Genomic DNA, 22,510 nt, shown 5'->3' with positions numbered 1-22,510 from the left:
CCGGCGCGAGCTGCAGCGCGAACGTGTTGGGCCAGGCGGGCAGCGTGCGCGCGTACGGATCGTTAATGAGCGTCGCGTCGCGGCGGCGCGACAGCGGCTCGCGCAGCGGACCGGCCGGCAGCAGGAAACCGTTGCCGCCGAGCCGGTGATCGAACACGACCAGTTCGACGTCGCGCGCGAGCCGGTAATGCTGCAGACCATCGTCGCTGACGATCACGTCGACGTCGCGATGCGCGGCGCACAGCGCCTGCGCGGCCGCCACGCGATCCGGGCAGACCCACACCGGCGCGCTCGTGCGGCGCGCGATCAGCAGCGGCTCGTCGCCGCCGACGCTTGCGGAAGAGCCCGGCGTGACGGGTGTCGGTGTGCTCACGCGTGCGCCGTAGCCGCGCGAGACGACGCCGGGCGTGAAGCCCGCGGCGCGCAACGCCTCGACGAGCGCGATCACGGTCGGCGTCTTGCCGGTGCCGCCGACCGTGACGTTGCCGACCACGACCACCGGCACGCCAACGCGCACCGTTTTTAACCAGCCGAGCGAGAAGGCGGCACGGCGCGCAGCCGCGATCGCGCCGAACACGCAGGCGAACGGCGTGAGCGCCCATGCGAGCGGTCCGCGCTGCTGCCACTCGCGCGCGAGGCGCGCTTCGAGACGGTCGTTGAGTTCGCTCATGAGCCAGTGACGGACACGGCTTGCGCGCCGTACGCCGGACGAGGGCGGCGCGGCGACGCGAAGGCGTCATGCGCAATACGCGGGGTCTGCATCAACGCGGTTCTCCGGGCAATCGTGGTGAGGCGAAAAATGACGTGGCGGCAAGCGGCGTCTGTCGTGTCGTGTCGTGTCGTGACGGCACGCCGCGACGGCCGGCATCGCCGCGTTCGCGGCGGGTTCGGCATGCCGCCGAACCCGCCACTCTAGCGCGCGGGCATCCCGCCCGGCAAGTCGCGCGGCGCGTGTTAAGCGTCTGCTCACGTCTTCTGCCGCGATCCGCAGCCTGTGGATAACTTTGTGGAGAACCAGCCTGCCGATTCGTGGAAAGCGCCGCTCCGTGCGCTCCGGATCGGCCTGCCCGGTCTTTATTGAGATATAAACGCCATATAAATCAATAGCATGCCTCGAATTCACATGTTGTGAAGAGGGTTCTGGCGGAATTCGTCAGGCCATTCCCGCCATGTGGACACTTTTAACAGTTTGGCGATCAGGCTGGACGCCGATGGCCGCTCGGTCTATCGTCTGTCCGGCCAGTCCTACTTATTCCTCGCATGAATTCCGAAAGCCCCTTTTCCTCGCCGGCGATGCCCGGCGGCGAGGTCGTCGTTGCCGTGTCCGCGCTCAATCGTGCGATCGGCACGATGCTCGAACGCTCGTTTCCGCTGGTCTGGGTGGCGGGCGAAGTGTCAAATTTCACGCGCGCCGCGAGCGGTCATTGGTATTTCTCGATCAAGGACGCGCAGGCGCAAATGCGCTGTGTGATGTTCCGCGGCCGCGCGCAGTACGCCGAATTCACGCCGCGCGAAGGCGACCGTATCGAGGTGCGCGCGCTCGTCACGATGTACGAGCCGCGCGGCGAGTTGCAACTGAACGTGGAAGCGGTGCGCCGCACGGGCCAGGGGCGTCTCTACGAAGCGTTTTTGCGGCTGAAGGCGCAGCTCGAAGCCGAGGGCCTCTTTGCGGCCGAACGCAAGCGCGCGTTGCCGGCGCATCCGCGCGCGATCGGCATCGTCACGTCGTTGCAGGCCGCCGCGCTGCGCGACGTGCTGACCACGCTGTCGCGCCGCGCGCCGCATATTCCGGTGATCGTTTATCCGGCGCCGGTGCAGGGCGCGGGCGTCAGCGCGAAGCTTGCCGCGATGGTCGAGGCGGCCGGCGCGCGGCGCGAGGTCGACGTGCTGATCGTGTGCCGCGGCGGCGGGTCGATCGAAGACCTGTGGGCCTTCAACGAAGAAGTGCTCGCGCGCGCGATCGCGGAAAGCGTGATTCCCGTGGTGAGCGGGGTCGGTCACGAAACCGATTTCACGATTGCCGATTTCGCCGCCGACGTGCGCGCGCCGACGCCGACCGGTGCCGCCGAACTCGTGAGTCCGCAGCGTGTGCTGCTGCTGCGCGAACTCGATCATCGGCATGCGACGCTCGCGCGCGCGTTCGGCCGCATGATGGAGCGGCGCTCGCAGCAGCTCGACTGGCTCTCGCGCCGGCTTGTGTCGCCGGCCGAACGGCTTGCGCGGCAGCGCGTGCATCTGCGGCAGTTGAGCGCGAGGCTTGCGTCGGCGGGTGCGCGTCCGGTGCGCGATGCGCGCGCGCGGTTTTCGCTGTTGCAGATGCGCTGGCAGCGCTGGCGTCCCGATCTCGCGGCCGAGCGCGTGCGGCTTGGCAATCTCGCGCAACGTTTGCACACGGCATGGTTACGCCAGCATGAACGTCAGCTTGCGCGGATCGATACGCTCGCCGCGCGGCTCGAAGTGCTGAGCCCGCAGCGCACGCTCGAACGCGGTTATGCGGCCGTGCTCGACGCGCAGAGCGGCCGCGCGATTCGCGCGCCGTCTTCGTTGAAACCGGGGCGGCGTTTGACGATGCATCTCGCCGAAGGCTCGGCCGACATCGCGCTCGCCGATGTGCAGGCGCGTCTTGACGATGGCTTCTGATGTTTCACCCATGGGCGCGTGTCGCATCTTTTTTTGCTTTCCGGAAAGCAGGCACGCGCTGTGCGCATTCGCTGAGAAGGCTTTGCGCGCGGCATCTTCGGCATGCCCGGCATAAAGTCCGTTGGTTTGCGGGGTTATTCCAACTCGCCTACAATCGAGTGCTCGATAGCGTCATCCGCAGACTCCCCCCACAACAGATACAGACAGAAGGAAAGCACCATGGAACATACGCTCCCGCCGCTGCCGTTCGCGAAAAACGCGCTCGCACCGCATATGTCGGAAGAGACGCTCGAGTTTCACTATGGCAAGCATCACCAGACCTATGTGACCAACCTGAACAATCTGATCAAGGGCACGGAGTTCGAAAACCTGTCGCTCGAAGAGATCGTCAAGAAGTCGTCGGGCGGCATCTTCAACAACTCGGCGCAAATCTGGAATCACACGTTTTTCTGGAACAGCCTGTCGCCGCAAGGTGGCGGTGCGCCGACCGGTGCGCTCGCTGACGCGATCAACGCGAAGTGGGGGTCGTTCGACAAGTTCAAGGAAGAATTCACGAAGACCGCAGTCGGCACGTTCGGCTCGGGCTGGGCATGGCTCGTGAAGAAGGCTGACGGTTCGCTCGACCTCGTGTCGACCAGCAACGCCGCAACGCCGCTCACCACCGACGCAAAGCCGCTGCTGACGATCGACGTGTGGGAACACGCTTACTACATCGACTATCGTAACGCGCGTCCGAAGTTCGTCGAAGCATTCTGGAACATCGCCAACTGGGACTTCGCAGCGAAAAACTTCGCGTGAGATTGCCGGTTGCCGTGATCTGCCGTGCTTTCGTGGCACGAAGATCGCGATAGTCAAAACTGACTGTCGCGGTTGCGATGAGCGCGGTAGCGAATCAAGAAAGCCCTCCTGTGCGAGGGCTTTCTGTTTTTTTGCGGCGTGGTTTGGGGTTCTGCTTCGACAACGGCTGAATCGGCACGTCCTGTTATGTTGCCGGCGTGTGTCTTTTCCGCTGTTTTTGCGTAGAACATGGTTACAGTTGGTAACCGCGGTTTTGTGCTGACGACGTGAAATGGACGCGGAGAAGCGCTTGCGTTGCGTTGAGCCGCGCGCTGTTAACGAGGTGCTTGCCAGCCGCCTGTTAGCGGTTTTTTAGCCGCCCGAATCGGAGCTGCCCGACATCTGCCGATGCCGATGACCCCGGCCGCTACCCGTCGACGTTACCGAACTGGCTGGCGCGGGCGGTGGCGGCGGATGATTGATGTATTGAAAATTCTGCGCAATGGCGGCACTTGAAAACGTCGTGGCCGGTTGCTGAGGCGCGCTATCAGGCGCGCCCGGCGTGGACTGGGCGAAGGCGGGCGCCGCCCATGCGACGCAAGCTGCGCTCGCGGCAAGAATGAGCCGGTTCATTGAGGTATCCTTTGTTTCGACACGATGGGTGACCGCGTTGCCGTGCGAGCGTGCGGCGGGGTTCGTTTGACGCGAGTGTAGGCCGGTGCCCCGCATAATTTGATTGCCGATGCGCTTACAAGCATTACCTGCCATGACGCGCGCGATCATCGTGTTTTCGCGATGCGCACACCCAACCGGCGTGGCGCGGCGAAAAACTTTCTGTAACGAAGCAGTAACCACGGAATTTGGCGATTAGCCTAACGTTTGAATTCCAATTTCCTGAAGTGCACTACCATGACTTCCAACAATAAATCGATCGGCCTGGCCATCCCGGCGGCCGTTATCGCACTCGTACTCGGCGGTTGCGCCGTGGTACCACCGAGCGGTCCTAGCGTGGTCGCGCTGCCGCGTAGCGGCCAACCGCTCCAGCAGTTCCAGCAGGACGACTACGCATGCCGTGATTACGCGAATCGCTCAATCAATCCATCCGGCGCGGCGCAGGCTGCTACGACGAATGGCGTGAACAGCGCGGCGCTGGGCACGCTTGGCGGCGCGGCGATCGGCGCGCTGCTTGGCGCGGCGGCGGGCAATGCCGGTGCTGGAGCGGCGATCGGCGCGGGCAGTGGCTTGCTGATCGGCGGCGCGAACGGCGCGAATAGCGCCCAGTATTCGGCGGCCGGTCTGCAGGCGAGTTATGACGCGGCGTACGCTCAATGCATGACCTCCAAGGGCGACACGATTGCGCAACCGCAGCCGTACTATGCAGCGCCGCAACCGGTGTATGTCGCGCCTCGTCCTTATTACGCGCCGCCTCCGGTCATGTATTCGCCTTATCCGTACTATTGAGCATCGGAGCCCATGGGCGGTCAATCTGTGTGGATGGGCCTTGGTGTTCGGCGTTGCCGGGAGGTCGGGTCTTTTCGAGCAGGTGAGCGGGTTTGCCGGTTGCCGTAAAGATTTTATCGCTGGCGGAAACGTGCGAAATGAGGTCGGCGAGTTCTTGGCGAAGGCCGTGGGCTTGGATGGGATCGCGGTGAGCTATCGCCTGACATATCGCGGTATGTCAGGCGATATTGTTTGCGGTCCTGCATGACTGGCAAGGTTATTGCCTTTTGACGGGTTATTGGGTCGTTGAGCCTTTCGGCCGTCGTGATTCGACACGCAGGGCAGGGCGGGCACTTTGGGTGGTACGAGCGGGTACGCGGACGCGTGCATGGCAAACCGTGTACCTGCTCAGCGACTGGGCGCGGATATGCCGTGGTGGTTTATTCCGTGCTCTCCGGCTTGTCCGCCGTTGTTGCCTTACGCGGACGACGGCCGCGTGCTGTTGTCTTGCGAGCCGTTTTCCTCGCAGCCACAGGCGCTTCTCCCTCGCTTCCCGGCGACGCAGAGGTCTCGGTCGGTGCGGCGATCTCGGGCACCTCGTCGATCGGTCGCGGCGTGCTCTTCTTCACCTTCTTCGCAGTTGTCTTGCGTGACGCGCGTTTTTTCGCGTTCTGTGGACGTTCGGGTTGGTCACCTTCGTCTTCCTGAGTGCTTTCGCCGCCAGTGACAGATTCCGTGCTCGCGTGTTCCGATGCTACCGAGGGCGTTTCGGGCTGCATTGCCGCGATTGCCACGAACTCGTTGGCGGACGGCAGCTGCTCATGCGTCTTGTCTTCCTGCGGCTCGGTGAGGATCACCAACTCGGTGACGGCCGGCCCGACCGCAGCGGATTCCTCAGAAACAACTTCTTGCTGGCCGCGACCCGCTTTGCGTTTGTTGCGGTCTTTGCGACGTGATTCGTGCTTGCCACCCGGTTCGCCAGTGTTGGTTTCCGCCGTCTGCGCCTTATAGGAGTGCTCAGCCGGCTCAGCTTCAACCGCCTCGCTCACGGTTTCCCCCGCGACAGTCGCTGCGGCGCTTCGATACACGTACGCGCCCGACTTCTCATCGCGGCCGAATTCAAGCAGCCCACGTGCCTGTGCTTCTTCCAGCAGATTGCCGAAAGCGCGAAAACCGTAGTACGTCTCGTTGAAATCCGGTTTGCGCCGCTTGATGGCGTTTTTCAGCACGGACGCCCAGATCTTGCCGCTGTCGCCTCGTTCGGAAGCGAGCGCATCGAAGGTTTGCACCGCAATTTCGACCGCCTTGCTGCGGCGTTTTTCCAGATCTTCCTTAGGTCGGGCTTTGTCCTCATCGGGCGCGCGTTTGGCGGTCTGCTGAGCACTCTGCTGCGGGCGCGACGATTCACGTCTTGCGACGGAGCGCTGGCTTTCACGCACGAGGTCGTCGTAAAAAAAGAACTCGTCGCAATTGGCAATCAGCAGATCCGATGTGGACTGCTGCACACCGACGCCGATCACCTGCTTGGCGTTCTCGCGCAGCTTCGACACCAATGGCGAAAAATCCGAATCGCCGCTGATGATGACGAACGTATTGACGTGCGATTTCGTGTAGCAGAGATCGAGTGCGTCGACCACGAGCCGGATGTCCGCGGAATTCTTGCCCGATTGACGCACGTGCGGGATCTCGATCAATTCGAAATTGGCTTCGTGCATCGCTCCTTTGAAACTCTTGTAGCGGTCCCAGTCGCAATAGGCTTTCTTGACGACGATGCTGCCTTTGAGCAGCAGGCGTTCGAGCACCAGCTTGATGTCGAATTTGTCGTACTTCGCGTCGCGCACGCCGAGCGCGACATTTTCGAAGTCGCAAAATAGCGCCATGCTGACGTTTTCGTTGGATGACGCCATGTATCTCTCCATTGAAGCGATCGTCGCAGTCGACGAATCGCGACATGATAGCGATTCCAGCGAAGGTGGGCAGCTTTTGTGGTCTGGTCGCACCGATTCGGGTAAAAAAAGCGCTTTGGGTCGCTACAAACGGCCGTTACCAATCAGTCCCGCTAAATGTTTTCGCTCTGAGTCGTGCCGCTCTGCGCATGCCTTGGCCCGCGAGTTTCCAGCACTTCATCGATTAATCCATATTGCCTCGCCTCGAGTGCCGACATGAAGTTGTCACGGTCGGTGTCGCGCGCGATTTCTTCGATGCTGCGGCCAGTGCGTTCCGCCATCATCGCGTTGAGGCGCGCGCGCGAATACAGCACCTCCTTTGCCTGAATCTCGATGTCCGCCGCGGTGCCCTGGCCGCCGCCGGACGGCTGGTGAATCATGATGCGCGCGTTCGGCAGCGCGTACCGCTTGCCACGTTGCCCCGCAGTGAGCAGGAACGTTCCCATGCTTGCGGTGAAGCCCGTGCACAGGGTCGAGACCGCGGGCTTGATGAACTGCATCGTGTCGTAAATCGCGAGACCGTCGTACACCGAACCGCCCGGCGAGTTGATGTAAAAAGAAATATCCTTGTCAGGGTTCTCGGATTCCAGAAACAGCAACTGCGCGACGATCAGACTGGCCGATTGCTCGTTCACCGGCCCGACCAGAAACACAATGCGCTCGCGCAGCAGACGGGAGTAAATATCGTACGCGCGTTCGCCGCGGCCGGACTGTTCGATTACCGTTGGCACGAGACTGGAAGCGGATGGGGGGCTGGAAGGCATGGAGTCCTCGTTACGCGTGACGTGACACATGGGTGGCGCCAGTGGTGAGTAGATGCGTGGGCGACGCTGGTTTGGAAACCGCGCGCTTCATGCACCGGTTGTTGCTCATATGACGAAGCGGCGACCCGCCGTGTGACAGGAATTTTTTTGTATGCCGCTGTCACATCGTCGAGCGCCCGGACGTCAAGCAAGGAATACCGGCGATGGCGAGCGTCCCTCGCAACGCCGCAGGCACACTTTTTCACCACGCACGAACTGGAGGTCACGCATGACGGAACAGGGAATCGACAAGGCATCCAGTTTCGAGGCCGCGCGCGCCCGTCTGCTCGCGCTCGCATACCGGATGCTGGGCAGTCGGGCGGAAGCGGAAGACTTGGTGCAGGACGCCTGGCTCAAATGGCATCTGGCCGATACGCAAGCGGTGCAAACACCGGTCGCTTGGCTCACCACGCTGACCACGCGCATGGCGATTGACCGCTTTCGGCAGGTGCAGCGGGAGCGCGCATCGCAAACCACCGGCTGGCTGCCGGAGCCGTGGCTCGACGAAGTCGCGCCATCCGCGGAGGAACTGGCGCTACGCACGGCAGACATGTCATATGGCGTGATGCTGCTGCTCGAACATCTGAAGCCGGAGGAGCGCGCAGCGTTCGTGCTGCACGAAGCCTTCGATTGCGACTATGCGGAGATCGCCTCGATTCTCGAACGCACACCGACCGCTTGCCGGCAGATCGTCCATCGGGCCAAGGCGCGGCTACAACGTGCCGGCGCACCGCTCAAGCGGCACGATCCGGCGTTGCATGGGCAGATCGTCGAGCGTTTGCGCGTGGCGCTGGAAATGCAGGACCGGGCGGGTCTGCTGCGGCTCTTTAGCGACGCGCCTGAAGTGATGAGCGACGCCCCCTTGTGCGTTCCGCAGAATGCGCCTGTGCATGCCGCGCTGAGCGAGCCAGTTCCGGCACCGGCGCGTGAACCCGTGCGTGCAGGCGAGCCGGCGCCCACCGACTGGATGAACGCGATAACCTCGCTCGCGCAGCAGGCGACCAATGCCGAGGTGGTATCGATGCAAGGGGCCGTGTGTATCGCGCTGTTCTGCGAGGGCGACGTCGTTGGAGTCATCGACGTGCTGACGGACGGCGCAACGGACAGTTCGGCGAGGATCGTCTCGTTGCGCATCGTGACCAGCGCCGCGCGTCTGGAGGCCGCTAACCGTATGCTGGGCCGGGAGGCGGTCAAGGAACTGCTTGCCCGGATTCAGCAGCGTCCGGGGGCTTTAGCTCCGGTGAGCCGCAATTTCCCAATTGATGTCGACGCATAGCACCTGCGTGCCGTGTGGCGTATGGGCAGCAATCGAGGCAGTGACGCACAGGTGCGCTTCGTTGATCGACAGATACGGCGGCGTCAGATGCACCTGACCGGGTTGACGCATCGCCTGAATAAAGTACGGGCGTCGCTCCCAGCTTGCGCCTTCCGAATGCAGCAGCGGGCGGAAGCGCTTGGCGCGTTGCGACGTGCGGCCCGGTGGCAACACGTTGTCGCCAATCTGCCGGCCCGAACCGTCCAGCACGAAGCAGCGAGCCGTTTCGTCAAGTGCGAGCAGCGGCGCGGTGGCTTCGTCGAGCGACTCTCCGGCAACCAATTGCGCGGCGGCCGTCTCCAGCGCGGCGGCATAGGGCGCGAGCCGCTCGGACTGCGCCTTCTCGCGCGTTGCAACCCGTTGGCGCAGCGCGGCGGAGAGCGTATCCATGAGGCCTGCTGCGGCTTGCGGCTTGACCGGTTCGACACTTGGGCCCGCGAAAAAAGCGCCTTGGACGAAGTCCACGTTGCATTCCAGCGCGATCAGGGCATCACGCTCGGTGCTCAGGCCGCCCATCAGCACCAGTTGCCCCGATTCGTGCAGCAGCGAGACGAGGCCCGGCAGTACGCGTTCGATATGCGAGTGTTCGCTGGCTTGCGCGAGGATGCAGCGGTCGAGTGTGACGATGTCCGGTCGCAGATTCCACACGCGGTCGATATTCGAATGCTTCACGCCGAAGCCGTCGAGCGCAATCAGGAAGCCGGATTTACGCAGTATGTCGATGATTTCGGTAAAGCGCGTGGTTTCACCGCCTGCCTGCTCGGGCACTTCGAGCACCACGCGTTGCGGCGGCAAACCAAGTGTTTTCAGGCTGGCAAGCAGCGCGTCGCCGTAGCTGGTGTCCATCAGCGCGGCCGGATGCAGACTCAGGAAGAGCCATTCGTCGTGACTGTCGAACGCGTTGAAATTGCCGAGATGCAGCGACTCAGCCAGGCGCCCGAGTTCAAGCAGGTCGCCGCGGCGTGCGGCTTGCGTGAAAACTTCGTGGGAGGGCACGTGCTGAGCATGTTCGTCGTGAGCGCGCAGCGAGGCGTGATACCCGATTGCACGTCGGTGCGACACCGAAAAAACGGGCTGAAACACACTGAAAACGGTGTATCCGCCATACAGAACGGTACGCCGGGAGCCTTCGTCGCCGGCCATCGGGCGGGGTGGCTGAAAGCCGGGAGGATCGAGTTCGATCATGCTCATCATGTCAGTCGTGTGGAAGTGGCGGCGCCTGCAGGCTCGGCACGAGTTCGCACGCGCAGATACGAAAGTTTACAGGATAGGCCAGCAAGAACTATGCGCGTGCACAAACACTGCGTGGGCGTCCAGCCACCATGCTCCGACTCGACCTTCGAGGCCACAATTGTGCGCCCGCTCGAGCGTGAAGGCGATGATTCGCACTTCGCTGGTGCGCGGCGCGCCCTGTTGCAGGTCGGCAGCGCTCGTCGATGGCCCGTGCCGCGGGCCGCTCGAGAAGGCGCTTTACCTCGTCGCAACAGGTCCGGCGATCGGCCTCGCGCCCGGTCCAGCGTTCAGTTCAACGATCAGGCCCGTTCTGACGGATCGGTTTTTTTCGCGGGAGTGCGAATGTCCGGCGCCAACTGCGCGAAGATCCATGACGAACAAGCGGTAATGATGCCGACGCAGAGGAACGTGGCATGAAACGCGGGCAGCGAATTGGCTGCGGTCACGCGCTGCATGATGCCGGTGAAGGTCGCGAGCAACGCGCCGGCCACCGTTACGCCGAGGCTCATCGAGAGCATCTGTACCAGCGAGAACAGGCTGTTGCCACTGCTTGCGCCGCCAGTGCCGAGGTCCTTCAGCGTCAACGTATTCATTGCGGTGAACTGCATGGAGTTGACGCCGCCGAAAATCGCGAGTTGCACAAGCCGCAGCCACAGTGGCTGACTCGCGCTCGTGAGCGCAAAACTCGCCATCATCAGGCCGACCAGGATTGTGTTGGTCATCAGCACGCTTCGGTAGCTGTACCTGACAATCAGCTTCGTCACGAGACGCTTGGATACCATGCCCGCAGCCGCGACGGGCAGCATCATGAGGCCGGCTTCGAAGGCGCTATAGCCGAGACTCACCTGCAGCAACAGGGGAATCAGGTAGGGCATCGAGCCGCTGCCGATCCGCGCGAACAGGTTGCCGAGCAGGCCGACGCTGAAAGTGTGGATCTTGAACAGATCGAGCGGGAAGATTGGCGCCGGCTCGCGCACCGCGTGCAAACCATAGGCGACGAAGCAGGCGAGGCTCAGAATCAGCAGAACCAGCACCGTGGCGTGCTGAATGCCGAATTCGGTACGGCCGTCGAGCGCGAAAGAAATCGCCACCATGCCGACAATCAGAAACAGGTAACCCTGTATATCGAACTTGCCGGTGTCTTCGTTGCGACTATCCGGCATGAAGATAAACGTCGCAATGCAGCCCACGATGCCGACCGGCACGTTGATCAGAAAGATCCAGTGCCACGATGCGATCTTGACGAGCCAGCCGCCAAGCGTTGGCCCGATCAGCGGCCCGATCAGGCCTGGAATCGCCACGAACGACAACGCCGGCAGGTAGCGTTCCGCCGGAAAAGTGCGCAGCACGGCGAGTCGTCCCACTGGCAGCAGCATCGCGCCGCCCACGCCCTGCAGAACGCGGTAGATCACCAGTTGATTCAGCGTATGCGCGTTCGCGCACAGCAGCGAGCCGACCGCGAACACGAGGATCGCGCTGAAGAACACGCGGCGCGTGCCGAGCTTGTCGGCGAGCCAGCCGGACACGGGAATCATCACCGCCATCGTCAACGAATAGGCGATCACCACCGATTGCATGCGCAGCGGCAACTCGCCGAGGCTTGTCGCCATCGCGGGGAGCGCGGTGTTGACGATCGTCGAGTCGAGCGTCTGCATGAAGAAGCCGGTGGCGACGAGCCACAGCATGACGGTGAGCGAACGGGCCGAAGGGGTCGGGGCCGTGTCGCTGGCGAGGGCGGGCGGAGTCGGCGTCATGGGCATGGAGGGCGGCTTGGCACGCAGGGACGGGCTGGGAGTCGCTATTTTATGGAAAAGCGTGGCCTGGCGCAGCCATTTACGGGGGCGGGTGCATGGGGCGGCTTGCCTGCCCTGCCTTCAGTCGTCCGGCGTCAGCTTCGCGGCCGCGCGGAAAAACGCCAACGCGCGCGGATCGTTTCCGAATGCCACATGAATCCGCGTCCACGGGCTCGGCTCCTGGTTTGGCCGGAAGTGGTGGCCCGGCGCGACCGTCACCCCAAACGGGGCGCCGCATTCCACGAGCCGCTCGGCGTTGGCGACGTGCGGCACGCGTGCCCAGACGAATTTGCCGCCCGCCGGTTTCTCGAAAATTTCCCAGCCGGCGTCCTCGAGCGTCTGGATAGTCGAGCCGAGCGCGTCGCGCATCTGGCGGCGCAGACGTTCGAGGTATTTACGATACGCGCCGCGCTCCAGCATCGATACCGCGACCGCTTCGGCAAAGCGCGAGCCGCCGATGCTCGTCAGCATCTTGATATCGACGAGGTCCTTGATGATCGCGTGGCTTGCCACCACGCAGCCGATTCGCAGCGACGACGACAATGTCTTCGACAGTCCGCCCACGTAAATCACCTGTTCGAGCTGATCGAGCGTGGCGAGGCGGTCGCTGGGATCGGTCTGGAAGTCGGCGTAGATATCGTCTTCGATAATCGCGAAGCGATGCTCGCGCGCCATTTGCAGGAGCCGGAACGCGACCTGCGGCGCTACCGTGGTGCCGGTCGGGTTATGGAACACGGTGTTGATCAGCAGTAGCTTCGGCCGGTGCAGCTTGAGCTGCGCTTCCATCGCGTCGAGATCGAGTCCGTTGTGGACGCGGGCAATGCCGACCAGCCTGACGCCATGCAGCTTCAGCAGGCCGTACAGGTTGTAGTAGCCGGGGTCTTCGACAAAGATCGTATCGCCGGCCTTCAGCATGTAGCGCATCAGCAGATCGAACGCCTGGCTCGCGCCGTTGGTGATGAGAATTTGCGACACTTCGGCGTGGATGCCCAACTGCGCGATGCGGGTGCGCAGATGCTCGCGCAGGAGCGGGTTGCCGAGCGGTGTCGCGTAATCGACCATGCTCGCCGGATCGGTGCGCGACACGTGGCGGATCGCCTGGGCGATGCCGTCCATATCGCGCCAGCTTTCCGGAATAAAGCCGCTGCCGAGCTTCAGCGTTTCGCCCGGATGGCTGAACTGCTGCAGCAGGTGGTCCGATTCATCCTCGGCGCGGCGTGGGTCCGAGGCGCCTGTGCAGAGCGTGCCCGCCGGTTGACGATTGGCGACGTAGAAGCCGGAGCCGTGACGCGAGTCGACATAGCCGAGCGACACCAGCCGGTCGTAAGCCTCGATTACCGGAAAGCGGCTTACGCCGAAGTCGGCGGCGAACTGGCGAATCGACGGCAATTTCGAACCGGGGTGCGCGTTGCGCGAGCGAATCCAGGCGGTGACGCCCGCGACGATCTGTTCGGTTAGCGGCACGCCGTTGTCCCGATCGAGCTGGATATCGAGCTTCATACCGTGGTCTCCTCCGCGGGCCGGCGAGCCGAAATTGCCACTCACGTCGAGCCAATCAGGCCAACTGTCCGGTTTTTTAACTGAACAGTTCCGATGAAAGTGTTCGGAACTGTGCATGGGTCTTCGATCATCGCACGTCAATAATCGGTACAACAGAAAAGTTTTTTTAGGAGAACGGCGATGCGTGAAGTCCGGATTTTCGAACTCGAACATGGCGAGCCCGCGGCGGCCTGGCGTGTCGCGCGTCCGTCGATATTCAAGGTGATCTCGGGCGAGGTCTGGTTGACAGTCGAGGGCGAGCACGAGGATCACTGGCTGGCGATGGGCGAGTCGATCGAACTGCCGCGCGGCGCGGTCGCGTGGATCAGCGCCGGGCAGGCGGGGGCGCGTTTTGCGCTCGCGAGCGGTTCTGAGCACGCGGTGCCGAAGCCACTATTCGGCCGGCCGATGCTGGCTTGGCTGGCACGCCGCCCGAGCGTGGTCTGAAGCCGTTCCACGAGCGGTGGTTGGCGCGCGTTTAGCCCATGCGTTCGTGGTAGCGCGCGGAGCCTCAAGAGACGAGGGGATCGGCGCATCCGCACCTGAGTCTCGCCGCGTGCTCCAGCTCAGCAGCCCATGCACCCATCGCCGCGAATCACCTGTCCACCTCATATTCCCCGATATACCGTGCGCGCGGCCGGATCAACCGTCCGTCGCGTGCCTGTTCCATCGCATGAGCAATCCAGCCGACCACACGCCCGACCGCGAATAGCGTGAACGCCGCGCCGGCCGGCAAGCCGAGCACCCGCTCGATCGCGGCCAATGCAAAATCGACAGTCGGCTCGGCGCCGGTCGTGTCGCGCACCGCGCGCGCGAGCCTCAGCACATTGTCGAGCGATGAGCGGCTGGGCGCACGGTCGGCGAGCATCGTCAACAGTAATCGCGCGCGCGGATCGCCATCTGGATAAAGCGGATGACCGAAGCCCGACAGCAGCGGACCCTGCGCGCCTTGTTCGGAATGCGCGAGACGGTTCGCGAGGTAGCGGTCCAGATCGGGCGCGCGCGCCGCTTCTTCGAGCAGTGCGGCGATGCGCACCGTTTCCCCGCCGTGACGCGGACCGGCCAGCGCCGCGAGTCCGCCCGCCACCGCGCCGAACAGGTGCGTCCCCGTCGAGGTGATGCAGCGGACCGTAAACGTCGACGCGTTGAGTTCGTGATCCGCACAGGCGACCAGCGCCGCGCGCAGCAGTGCGCTCTGTGGCCGGTTGCGGACCTGCCACGCGGCGGCGAGTTGCCGGTGCAGCGGCTCGTTCGACGGCGCCGCCGGCAGCATCGCCGCAGCCAGCAGCCGCATGATAGCGCATGCGGTGTCGAGTTGCGCGTCGCGGCCGAGCGCCCACACACGCGGCATCTGCGCCGCGGCGGCCGGCAGCAGCACGAGCGCGCGATCGAGCGGCGTGCTGTCGCTCCACAGCTTGAGCCACGCGCCCCATTGCGCGGGCGCGAGCGGCACGGCCGGCGCGTCGGCGATGCGCCGCGCGCTGCATTCCCACAGCAGCGCCGCGACGTCTTCGAGCGATGCGCTGCGCGCGAGCTCCATCGCATCGTGTCCGCGATACAGAAGACGCCCGTCTGCGACCAGCGTGATCGACGATTCGAGCACCGGTACGCCCCAGTCCAGCACCTTCTGTGCGACCTTGCCCGCACGCTTGCCGTCGGCCTTGCGGCGCGCGAGGCGGCGTACTTCGGCGGCATCGTAGAGACGGTGCCGGCCTTGCGCGTCCGGCGACGAGCCGAGCATGCCGCGGCTCACGTACGCATACAGCGTGGGCAGGCTGATGCCGAGCATTGCGGCCGCTTCGGCGGCGGTGAGGAAAGTCTGGGCTGGCATGAAAACGTGTGGAAACCGAAGAAATCAATATATATTGATTACCATAATCAAGATTGATTGCGGCAAGGCGGAATTCTAGACTCGGGTCACTTCATTTCCGTCAGCGCGCCGAACGCGCCCCATGCCATGACGCCCGAACTTGCTCTCAAACATATCTGGACGCTTGCCGGATGCGATCCGGTTACCCTGCATTCCGTTGCGCTGAGCGGCGCGGACCCGGGCCTGCCGTCGGTCTACCGCGTCGGCAGCCTCGCTTCGGCGACGATCGCGGCGACCGGCCTTGCCGCGGCCGAGTATTGGCGCTTGCGCAGCGGCCGCAGGCAACACGTGGCCGTGCAGATGCGGCGCGCGCTCGCGGCGTTTCGCAGCGAACGCTATCTGCGTATCGACGACGGGCCGCCGCCCGTGCTGCGCGATCCGGTGACGGGGTTCTACGAAACGCGCGATGGCCGCTGGGTCCAGTTGCACACGAACTTCGCGCATCACTTGCGGGGCGTGCTGCGGGTGCTCGGTTGCGAGAACGGGCGCGAGCCGGTGGCCGCCGCGATTCGCAATTGGGACGGCGCGACGCTCGATCAAACGCTGGCCGACGAGGGCCTGTGCGCCGCGTTGATTCGCACGCCGGAAGAATGGGCCGCGCTCGAACAGGCGCGGGCGATCGCGGGCTTGCCGCTGTTCGAGATCGAGCGCATCGGCGATGCGCCGGCCGAGCCGCCGCGCCGTATCGGGAGCGGGCTTGACCGGCCGCTTGCGGGCGTGCGCGTGCTGGACCTGTCGCGCATCATCGCGGGACCGGTGGCTGGACGCGCGCTCGCGCATCACGGCGCGGACGTGCTGATGATCAACGGGCCGCATCTGCCGAACATCGCGCCGCTCGTGATCGACAACGGTCGCGGCAAGCGCTCGGCCGTCGTCGATCTGCGCGACGCGGCCGGCTGCGAGACGCTGGGCGGACTCGCGCGCGATGCCGACGTGTTCCTGCAGGCGTATCGCCCGGGCGCGCTCGCCGCGCGCGGCTTCGGTCCTCGGGAACTGGCGCGGCTGCGGCCCGGCATCGTCTATGTGTCGGTGTGCGCGTATGGGCATACGGGGCCGTGGGCGCAGCGGCGCGGTTTCGATAGCCTCGTGCAGTCGGCGAGCGGCATCGCGTGGCACGAGCGCGCCGCAGCGGGCAGCGCCGAGCCGCGGCATCTGCCGTGTCAGGCGCTCGATCACGCAACCGGCTATCTGGCGGCGTTCGGCGCGATGGTCGCGCTCGCGCGGCGAGCCAGCGAAGGCGGCAGCTGGCACGTGAAGGTGTCGCTTGCGCAGACAGGGCGCTGGCTTCAGTCGTTCGGGCTGCTACCCGATGGACAGCAGGCGCCCGAGGTCGCGCTCGACGAGATAGGTGATTGCGTCGCGAGCGTGCAGTCGGAATTCGGCCGCGTGCTTGGCGTGCAGCCGGCGGAAGCGTTGGCGGAGACGCCCGCGTTTTATGCATTGCCGCCAGCGCGTATCGGCGCGCATGAGGCGAGATGGGCGTAGCGCCGGGTGCGTGTGCGACGTATCGCGGCAACGGGTTGGCTGCTCGACTTCTTGTCCGACCACACCTGAGTGATTGCGTCGCGACACGGCAATTCGCAATCGGGCTCGATCGGCCGCACGCGCAACAGGCCGCCCCCGGAACGGGCGAGAGGAGACGCCCGCGTTTTTAGCGTTACCGCTGGCGCATGTCGACTCGCGAGGCGAGACAGGCGTAGCGCCAAGGCTATGCCACATCACAACCGCAACCGCAACCGCAACCGCAACCGCAACCGCTCAGCATCCCGCCGCACAAGACAGACGAATGCACCGCGACCACACATCACGGCACCTCGCATCTCCACCCCTACTTCCTCAACTCCGCGACAAAATCGTAGTAATCGTTCCGGCAATACGTATCGGTCAACTCGATCGCCCGTTGATCCGCCGTATAACCGACGCGCGTAATCAGCAGCAGCGCCTCGTTGGGCGCGATGCTCATCTGCTGCGCGATTTCCTCGCTCGCGTTCACCGCCCGAAAATGCTGCAGCGCGCGCACGATCGTCAGCCCACGACTCTCCAGATACGAGTACAGCGAATCGCCGATCGCCTGAGGATCGGGAATGACCGCCGCCGGAAACGTGGAGTTCTCGACTGCCATCACGATGCCGTCGGCAAGCCGCAGCCGCCGCAGCCGCGTCACCGCCGCGGCCGGCGACAGCCCGAGCTGGATCACTTCATCGCGATTGGCCGGCGAGATTTCGCGCGACAGCCACTTCGAACTCGGCGTGAAGCCGCGCCGCCGCAGCATTTCGCTGAAGCTCGACAGCCGCGACAAAGGATCTTCGTAGCGCGGCGTGATGAAGCTGCCCGCGCCCTGGGTGCGGCGGATCAAACCCTGCTCGACGAGCAGCGCGATCGCCTTGCGCGACGTGATGCGCGAGACGCCGAGCGCCTCCGACAGCACGCGCTCCGAAGGCAGCGCCTCGCCGGCGTTCCAGCGGTTTTCGTGAATCGCGCTGCCGAGCTTGCGGGCGAGCTGCAGATAGAGCGGCGTGTCGTTTTCCGGGTCCGGGCGCAGGTCGCGCCAGCGGTCTTCCGAGGCAGAGGTCATGGGGCTCACGCGAGATAGGCAAGCGGCAATTCTAGAACATCGGCGCGCCGCGTTATAGCGGGCTTTTGCCTGGCGCACCGCCGCGAGGCCGCCGAGCCGCTAAACTCGTCGCTAAGCTTTTGCGGCATGCGTCGCGTCCCGATGCACCCCGTGGCGTTCCGATGTATTCCGGCGCCTCAAGCCGCATTGCGCCGGTTGGCGCTATTTCGCGCACGGTGCCGGACCGGGCCGTGCGTCGCATCGCATCGCATGAAACGCATTGAACCGTATTGAACCGTATTGAACGGTATTGAACCGCATTGAATCGAGCCACTTCGAGGAGTCAGCATGACGAGCGATATCGCGAGCGTAAGCCTGCCAGGCGGCGAGCGCATTCCGGCATTGGGGCAGGGCACGTGGGAAATGGGCGAGAGGCCGGCGCAGCGCGCGGCGGAAATCGCGGCGCTGCGCTGCGGCATCGAACTCGGCATGACGCTGATCGACACGGCCGAAATGTACGGCGACGGCGCGACCGAGTCGCTGCTCGCCGAAGCGCTGGCCGGCTTGCGCGACAAGGTGTTCCTCGTCAGCAAGGTGTATCCGCACAACGCGAGCCGGCGCGGCGTGATCGCCGCCTGCGAGCAAAGCCTCAAGCGTCTGAAAACGGATCGGCTCGATCTGTATCTGCTGCACTGGCGCGGCTCGGTGCCGCTCGCCGAAACCGTCGATGCGTTCGAGGCGCTGCGTCGCGCGGGCAAGATCCGTCACTGGGGCGTGAGCAACTTCGACACCGACGACATGGACGAACTCGTCGCGGCGTCCGGCGGCGATGCCTGCGCGACCAATCAGGTTCTCTACAACGTCGCGCGCCGCGGGCCGGAATTCGATCTGCTGCCGTGGCTCGCCGCGCGCGGGATGCCGGCGATGGCCTACAGCCCGGTCGATCATGCGCGTTTGCCGAAGCGCTCGCCGCTCGACGACATCGCCGACGCGCGCGGCATCTCGGTGTTTCAGGTGGCGCTGGCGTGGGTGCTGGGCAAGCCCGGCATTTGCGCGATTCCGAAGGCCGCGCGCGTCGAGCATGTGCGCGACAACCATCGCGCCTCGCAACTGAAGCTGGAAGCCGGTGAACTCGCCGCGCTCGACGCGTACTTCAAACCGCCGCGCAGCAAGCGTCCGCTCGAAATGCTGTGAGGGCCGACGCAGGCTCAAGCGCGGCCGCCGCCGAGACGGCGGTGCGCTTCATGAACGATGCCGGTGACCCGGCCGGCGGAGCCTGACGTTACCGATGCGCTCAGGTGCAGGCGTGGTGCAGGTGCACGGAACCGAGCACCGCGACTTCGGCGGGGGTGTGCTTGAGGGAGTCGTCGTCGACCTGGGCGGCGTCCGCGACGAAGTCGTCGACGATCGACGACACCGGCACGTCGCGCAGGCACAGCGAGACGCGTTGCGTTTCGTTGGCCGGTAGCGGGGCGCGCTGGCTGAGGAATAGCACGCCGTACTGGTAGCCGTGAATGATGCCGCGGATCGCGCCGACGCACTGCGCTTCCGCGACATTGTCGTTGCGCTGCTTGCAGGTTTGCAGGAGCGAGTAAGCCGAGAACGTCGGATCGACCGGCGGCGCGGCTTGCGACAGGGTTTGCTGCAGCGGTTGCGCCGGCTTGGCCGCCGGCGTTTGCGCGTTGGCGAGCGATGCGAGGCCCAGCGCGGCAACCATCAGCACGGCGGCGGCCGCGCGTGTCGCGGAAGGGGGGACGTTTCGTTGCATGTTGTGGGCCCTCATATCGAACGTTGAATCTGATATGAAGTGATCGTCTCGGATTGGTTCCATAACACTCGCACGCAATGGGGGTGGTGTTTCCGCCGCCTACGGCGCGGTTCGCGCGACGCGCCGGCGCTTGCCGGCGCGCGCTCTGCCGCGTTTTCGTCGGCGCTCGTGCCGAAGGCGGGTGGGCCGCTCCGACCGGCCTCGATCGGTGACGCGCGACCGGGGGATCGGGACGTCACCGCCGTTGCCGGCGGATAGCGGACAGTATGCCGGTACATGCCGCCGGCGGGTAGGGCGCGTGAGCCCGGTCTGAGACTGGGCGATGGCGGGTACGCGTTCACGCCGCCGTTGTCATTGGCGGCGCTGCCTTTGCTTTCGCCATTGTTTTCGCGATTGCCCCGGCTGTTGTCGGCCCCCGACCTGCCGGAACTCTCGCGTTGCCGTCGTTACTCGCGGCGGCTTCGATGTGGCGCTGTGCGAGGCCGGTCAGGCAACGGAGCTGGGCCACGGGAGCGAGTGAACCGTGAACCGATTGGCAGCGCTACCGGACGTTGAATGCCGGGCCGTCAGGCGTTGGGCACGGCGTCGCCGGAATCGTCCGCGTTCGCCATCTTGCCCGCGCCGTCATCGCGCGCCGTGCTCTGCAACGCACGCAACGTCTCCGGTGGAATATGACAGCGGATCAGATGCGCGAGGGTTTTATCCGCGTCGTTGCCGGCATCGAGAAACGGCGGGTCCTGCTCCTCGCAGATCGCGCCGAGCTTGCGTGGACAGCGCGTGTGAAAAATGCAGCCCGACGGCATCGCGCCCGCCCCCGGCAGTTCGCCGGACAGCCGGATGCGCGCCGGCTTCGGCCATTGCCGGCCGTCACGCTCATCCTGGTCGCGCAGCGTCGGCACCGCCGACAGCAGCGCCTCGGTGTACGGATGCTGCGCTCCGTCGAACACCGCGGCGGCCGGTCCGATCTCGAGCAGGCGGCCGAGATAGAGCACCGCGATGCGATCCGACACATAGCGCACCACGTGCAGATCGTGCGAGATGAACACGTAGCTGACGTCGCGCTCGCGCTGCAGGTCGGCAAGCAGGTTCAGGATCGCGGCTTGCACCGATACGTCGAGAGACGAGGTCGGCTCGTCGCAGACGACGACACGCGGCTCGCCGGCAAACGCGCGCGCAATCGCGACACGCTGCTTGAGCCCGCCCGACAACTGCCGCGAGCGCGCGTCGAGATAGCGCTCCGGCAAGCGCACGGCGGCCGTCAACGCGGCGAGCCGCGCGTCGAGCGCGGGGCCGCGCAGCGCGCTCAGGCGCGTGAGCGCTCGGCCGAGCAGCCGCTTCACCGAATGCGCGCGATTGAGCGCCGAGTCCGGATTCTGGAACACGATCTGCAGCGACTTCAGTTGCTCGCCGCCGCGGCGCGTGACGCGTGCGGCGAGCGGTGCGCCGTCGAGTTCGAGCACGCTGCCCGCGTCGGGCGTGAGCAGGCCGAGCATCAGCTTCGCGAGCGTCGTTTTGCCGCTACCCGATTCGCCGACGAGCCCGAGCGTTTCGCCGCTCGCGAGGTCGAGCGAAACGTCGTCGACGGCGCGCAGCGGCACGCCGGCAACGTGGAACGTCTTCGACAGATTGCGCGCGCGCAGCACGGTGGACGAGGGTTCGCGTTGCCGCGCATCGCTTACCGTACGTGGGGCAGCCGGCGGCGCATTAGATGGCGCAGCAGTCAACCCGTCGGCCAACCCCGTCTCCCCATCCGCCACCGTCCGCGGCAATTCGATCGCCCGCTCGTGATAGTGGCAACGCGCCATCTGATCGCCATGCGCGGCGCCAAGCCGGTAAGGCGGCGGCGCTTCGCGGCGGCAACGTTCGTCGGCGAGACGGCAGCGCTCCGCGTAGATGCAGCCCTGCGTGACCGAACCCGGCGCGGGCAGGCTGCCCGCGATCGTATCGAGCCGCTCGCTGTCCTTGCTGCGCCCGGGCGTCGGCAGACAGCGCAGCAGCCCGACCGTGTACGGATGGCGCGGCCGCGTGAAGACGTCGCGCGTCGCGCCTTCCTCGACGAGCTTGCCCGCGTACAGCACGCCGACGCGCTCGCACATGCGCCCGATCACCGCGAGGTTGTGGCTGATGAACAGCACCGCGGTGCCGAGTTCCTTGCGCAGTTGCGCGACGAGATCGAGCACCTCGGCTTCGACAGTTGCATCGAGCCCGGTGGTCGGTTCGTCGAGAATCAGTAGCGCGGGGTTCGACGCGAGCGCCATCGCGATCACGACGCGCTGCTGCATGCCGCCCGATAATTGATGAGGATAGCTGTCCATCACGCGCTCGGGCGCCGCGATGTGCACGCGCTTCAACATTTCGAGCGTGCGTTGCCGTGCTTCGTCGCGCGTGGCGCCCGCTGTTTCGAATGCTTCGGAGACCTGACGCGCGATCGTCAGCGAGGGATTCAACGCGCGCCCCGGGTCCTGATAGACCATCGAGACCGTCGTCGCGCGCATGCCGCGCAGCGCCTCGGCGCCGAGCTTCTGCACGTCCTCGCCGGCGATCGCGATCTTGCCCGCCTTCACCTTGCCGTTGCGCGGCAGATAGCGCAGCGTTGCCAGCGCGACCGTGGACTTGCCGCAGCCCGACTCGCCGACGAGTCCATACGCTTCGCCGCGCCGCACGCGCAACGAGACGTCCTGCAGCACCTCGCGATCGCGCCCGCGCACGCGGTACGCGACCGTCAGGCCGACGAGGGTCAGCGCATCGGTGCGCTCGCTCTTCGACACGTCGAAGGCCGCGAACGCGGCAGAGGAAGAGGGCTGTGCGCTCATCGCTCGTTTATCGCTCGCT

At 65.0% G+C, this 22,510-nt stretch carries 18 protein-coding genes; 7 read left to right on the top strand and 11 right to left on the bottom strand.

Translation table 11 applies throughout. The features are described 5' to 3' along the window. Positions 1-670: tetraacyldisaccharide 4'-kinase (lpxK, locus tag F3J20_RS02305; protein ID WP_167281666.1), on the bottom strand; the 670-nt coding region annotated here is incomplete at its 3' end. 590 nt (positions 671-1,260) lie between these two features. Here lpxK and xseA point away from each other — a divergent pair. Then, positions 1,261-2,640 carry an exodeoxyribonuclease VII large subunit gene (gene xseA / locus F3J20_RS02300; protein ID WP_167281665.1) on the top strand — a complete coding sequence of 460 codons (1,380 nt, stop codon included), beginning with the start codon at positions 1,261-1,263 and terminating at the stop codon, positions 2,638-2,640. Between the two features lie 219 nt (positions 2,641-2,859). After that, the gene (sodB, locus tag F3J20_RS02295) at positions 2,860-3,438 is read left to right on the top strand and encodes a superoxide dismutase [Fe] (RefSeq protein ID WP_167041043.1); all 579 of its coding nucleotides are present in this window, start codon (positions 2,860-2,862) and stop codon (positions 3,436-3,438) included. 351 nt (positions 3,439-3,789) lie between these two features. Here sodB and F3J20_RS02290 read toward each other — a convergent pair whose 3' ends face one another. Beyond that, a complete protein-coding gene (locus F3J20_RS02290) occupies positions 3,790-4,050 on the bottom strand; it encodes a hypothetical protein (protein WP_167041046.1) in 261 nt (86 codons plus the stop codon). Between the two features lie 276 nt (positions 4,051-4,326). Here F3J20_RS02290 and F3J20_RS02285 point away from each other — a divergent pair, with 276 nt between their 5' ends. Then, positions 4,327-4,878: a glycine zipper family protein gene (locus F3J20_RS02285; RefSeq protein ID WP_167041048.1), complete on the top strand. Its 552-nt coding sequence runs from the start codon at positions 4,327-4,329 to the stop codon at positions 4,876-4,878. 419 nt (positions 4,879-5,297) lie between these two features. On the opposite strand, the gene F3J20_RS02280 is transcribed toward F3J20_RS02285, so the two are convergent. Then, the gene (locus F3J20_RS02280) at positions 5,298-6,764 is read right to left on the bottom strand and encodes an NYN domain-containing protein (RefSeq protein WP_167281663.1); all 1,467 of its coding nucleotides are present in this window, start codon (positions 6,762-6,764) and stop codon (positions 5,298-5,300) included. A 152-nt stretch (positions 6,765-6,916) separates the two neighbouring features. Next, positions 6,917-7,567 carry an ATP-dependent Clp endopeptidase proteolytic subunit ClpP gene (clpP, locus tag F3J20_RS02275; protein ID WP_167041064.1) on the bottom strand — a complete coding sequence of 217 codons (651 nt, stop codon included), beginning with the start codon at positions 7,565-7,567 and terminating at the stop codon, positions 6,917-6,919. A 268-nt stretch (positions 7,568-7,835) separates the two neighbouring features. Here clpP and F3J20_RS02270 point away from each other — a divergent pair, with 268 nt between their 5' ends. Beyond that, positions 7,836-8,882, top strand: coding sequence for a sigma-70 family RNA polymerase sigma factor (locus F3J20_RS02270; protein WP_167041260.1), 1,047 nt, complete (start codon positions 7,836-7,838; stop codon positions 8,880-8,882). Here the strand turns inward: F3J20_RS02270 and F3J20_RS02265 are convergent. From F3J20_RS02265 to F3J20_RS02255, 3 genes are all read right to left on the bottom strand, one after another. Next, positions 8,838-10,112 carry an EAL domain-containing protein gene (locus F3J20_RS02265; protein WP_167281678.1) on the bottom strand — a complete coding sequence of 425 codons (1,275 nt, stop codon included), beginning with the start codon at positions 10,110-10,112 and terminating at the stop codon, positions 8,838-8,840. The genes F3J20_RS02270 and F3J20_RS02265 overlap by 45 nt on opposite strands. Before the next feature lie 341 nt (positions 10,113-10,453). Then, complete coding sequence (mdtD, locus tag F3J20_RS02260) at positions 10,454-11,908, bottom strand: multidrug transporter subunit MdtD (protein WP_205192755.1); 1,455 nt, start codon at positions 11,906-11,908, stop codon at positions 10,454-10,456. A 120-nt stretch (positions 11,909-12,028) separates the two neighbouring features. Continuing rightward, positions 12,029-13,447: a PLP-dependent aminotransferase family protein gene (locus F3J20_RS02255; protein WP_167281661.1), complete on the bottom strand. Its 1,419-nt coding sequence runs from the start codon at positions 13,445-13,447 to the stop codon at positions 12,029-12,031. Between the two features lie 180 nt (positions 13,448-13,627). Between F3J20_RS02255 and F3J20_RS02250 the strand changes: the two genes are divergently transcribed. Further along, positions 13,628-13,933, top strand: coding sequence for a DUF2917 domain-containing protein (locus F3J20_RS02250; RefSeq protein WP_167041071.1), 306 nt, complete (start codon positions 13,628-13,630; stop codon positions 13,931-13,933). A 148-nt stretch (positions 13,934-14,081) separates the two neighbouring features. Here F3J20_RS02250 and F3J20_RS02245 read toward each other — a convergent pair whose 3' ends face one another. Further along, on the bottom strand, positions 14,082-15,317 hold the full coding sequence (locus F3J20_RS02245) for a citrate synthase family protein (RefSeq protein WP_167281660.1): 1,236 nt from the start codon (positions 15,315-15,317) through the stop codon (positions 14,082-14,084). A gap of 126 nt (positions 15,318-15,443) precedes the next feature. Between F3J20_RS02245 and F3J20_RS02240 the strand changes: the two genes are divergently transcribed. After that, positions 15,444-16,841, top strand: a complete 1,398-nt coding sequence (locus F3J20_RS02240) for a CoA transferase (RefSeq protein ID WP_167281658.1) — start codon at positions 15,444-15,446, stop codon at positions 16,839-16,841. A gap of 343 nt (positions 16,842-17,184) precedes the next feature. Here the strand turns inward: F3J20_RS02240 and F3J20_RS02235 are convergent, their stop codons facing one another. Continuing rightward, entirely contained in the window at positions 17,185-17,931 is a 747-nt protein-coding gene (locus F3J20_RS02235; protein WP_167041076.1) for a GntR family transcriptional regulator, read from the bottom strand. A gap of 327 nt (positions 17,932-18,258) precedes the next feature. Here F3J20_RS02235 and F3J20_RS02230 point away from each other — a divergent pair, with 327 nt between their 5' ends. Beyond that, positions 18,259-19,104, top strand: coding sequence for an aldo/keto reductase (locus F3J20_RS02230; RefSeq protein WP_167041078.1), 846 nt, complete (start codon positions 18,259-18,261; stop codon positions 19,102-19,104). A gap of 100 nt (positions 19,105-19,204) precedes the next feature. On the opposite strand, the gene F3J20_RS02225 is transcribed toward F3J20_RS02230, so the two are convergent. Continuing rightward, positions 19,205-19,678 (bottom strand): hypothetical protein, encoded by a 474-nt coding sequence (locus F3J20_RS02225; RefSeq protein WP_167281656.1) that lies wholly within the window; start codon positions 19,676-19,678, stop codon positions 19,205-19,207. 566 nt (positions 19,679-20,244) lie between these two features. Beyond that, positions 20,245-22,491, bottom strand: a complete 2,247-nt coding sequence (locus tag F3J20_RS02220) for an ABC transporter ATP-binding protein (protein ID WP_167281655.1) — start codon at positions 22,489-22,491, stop codon at positions 20,245-20,247. Positions 22,492-22,510: the final 19 nt, after the last annotated feature.

This window comes from Paraburkholderia sp. Cy-641 (genome assembly GCF_011752945.1).
Lineage (GTDB): Bacteria > Pseudomonadota > Gammaproteobacteria > Burkholderiales > Burkholderiaceae > Paraburkholderia.
The sequence above is the reverse complement of the archived record's forward strand: the minus strand, read 5'-3'. Positions and strand labels throughout refer to the sequence as shown.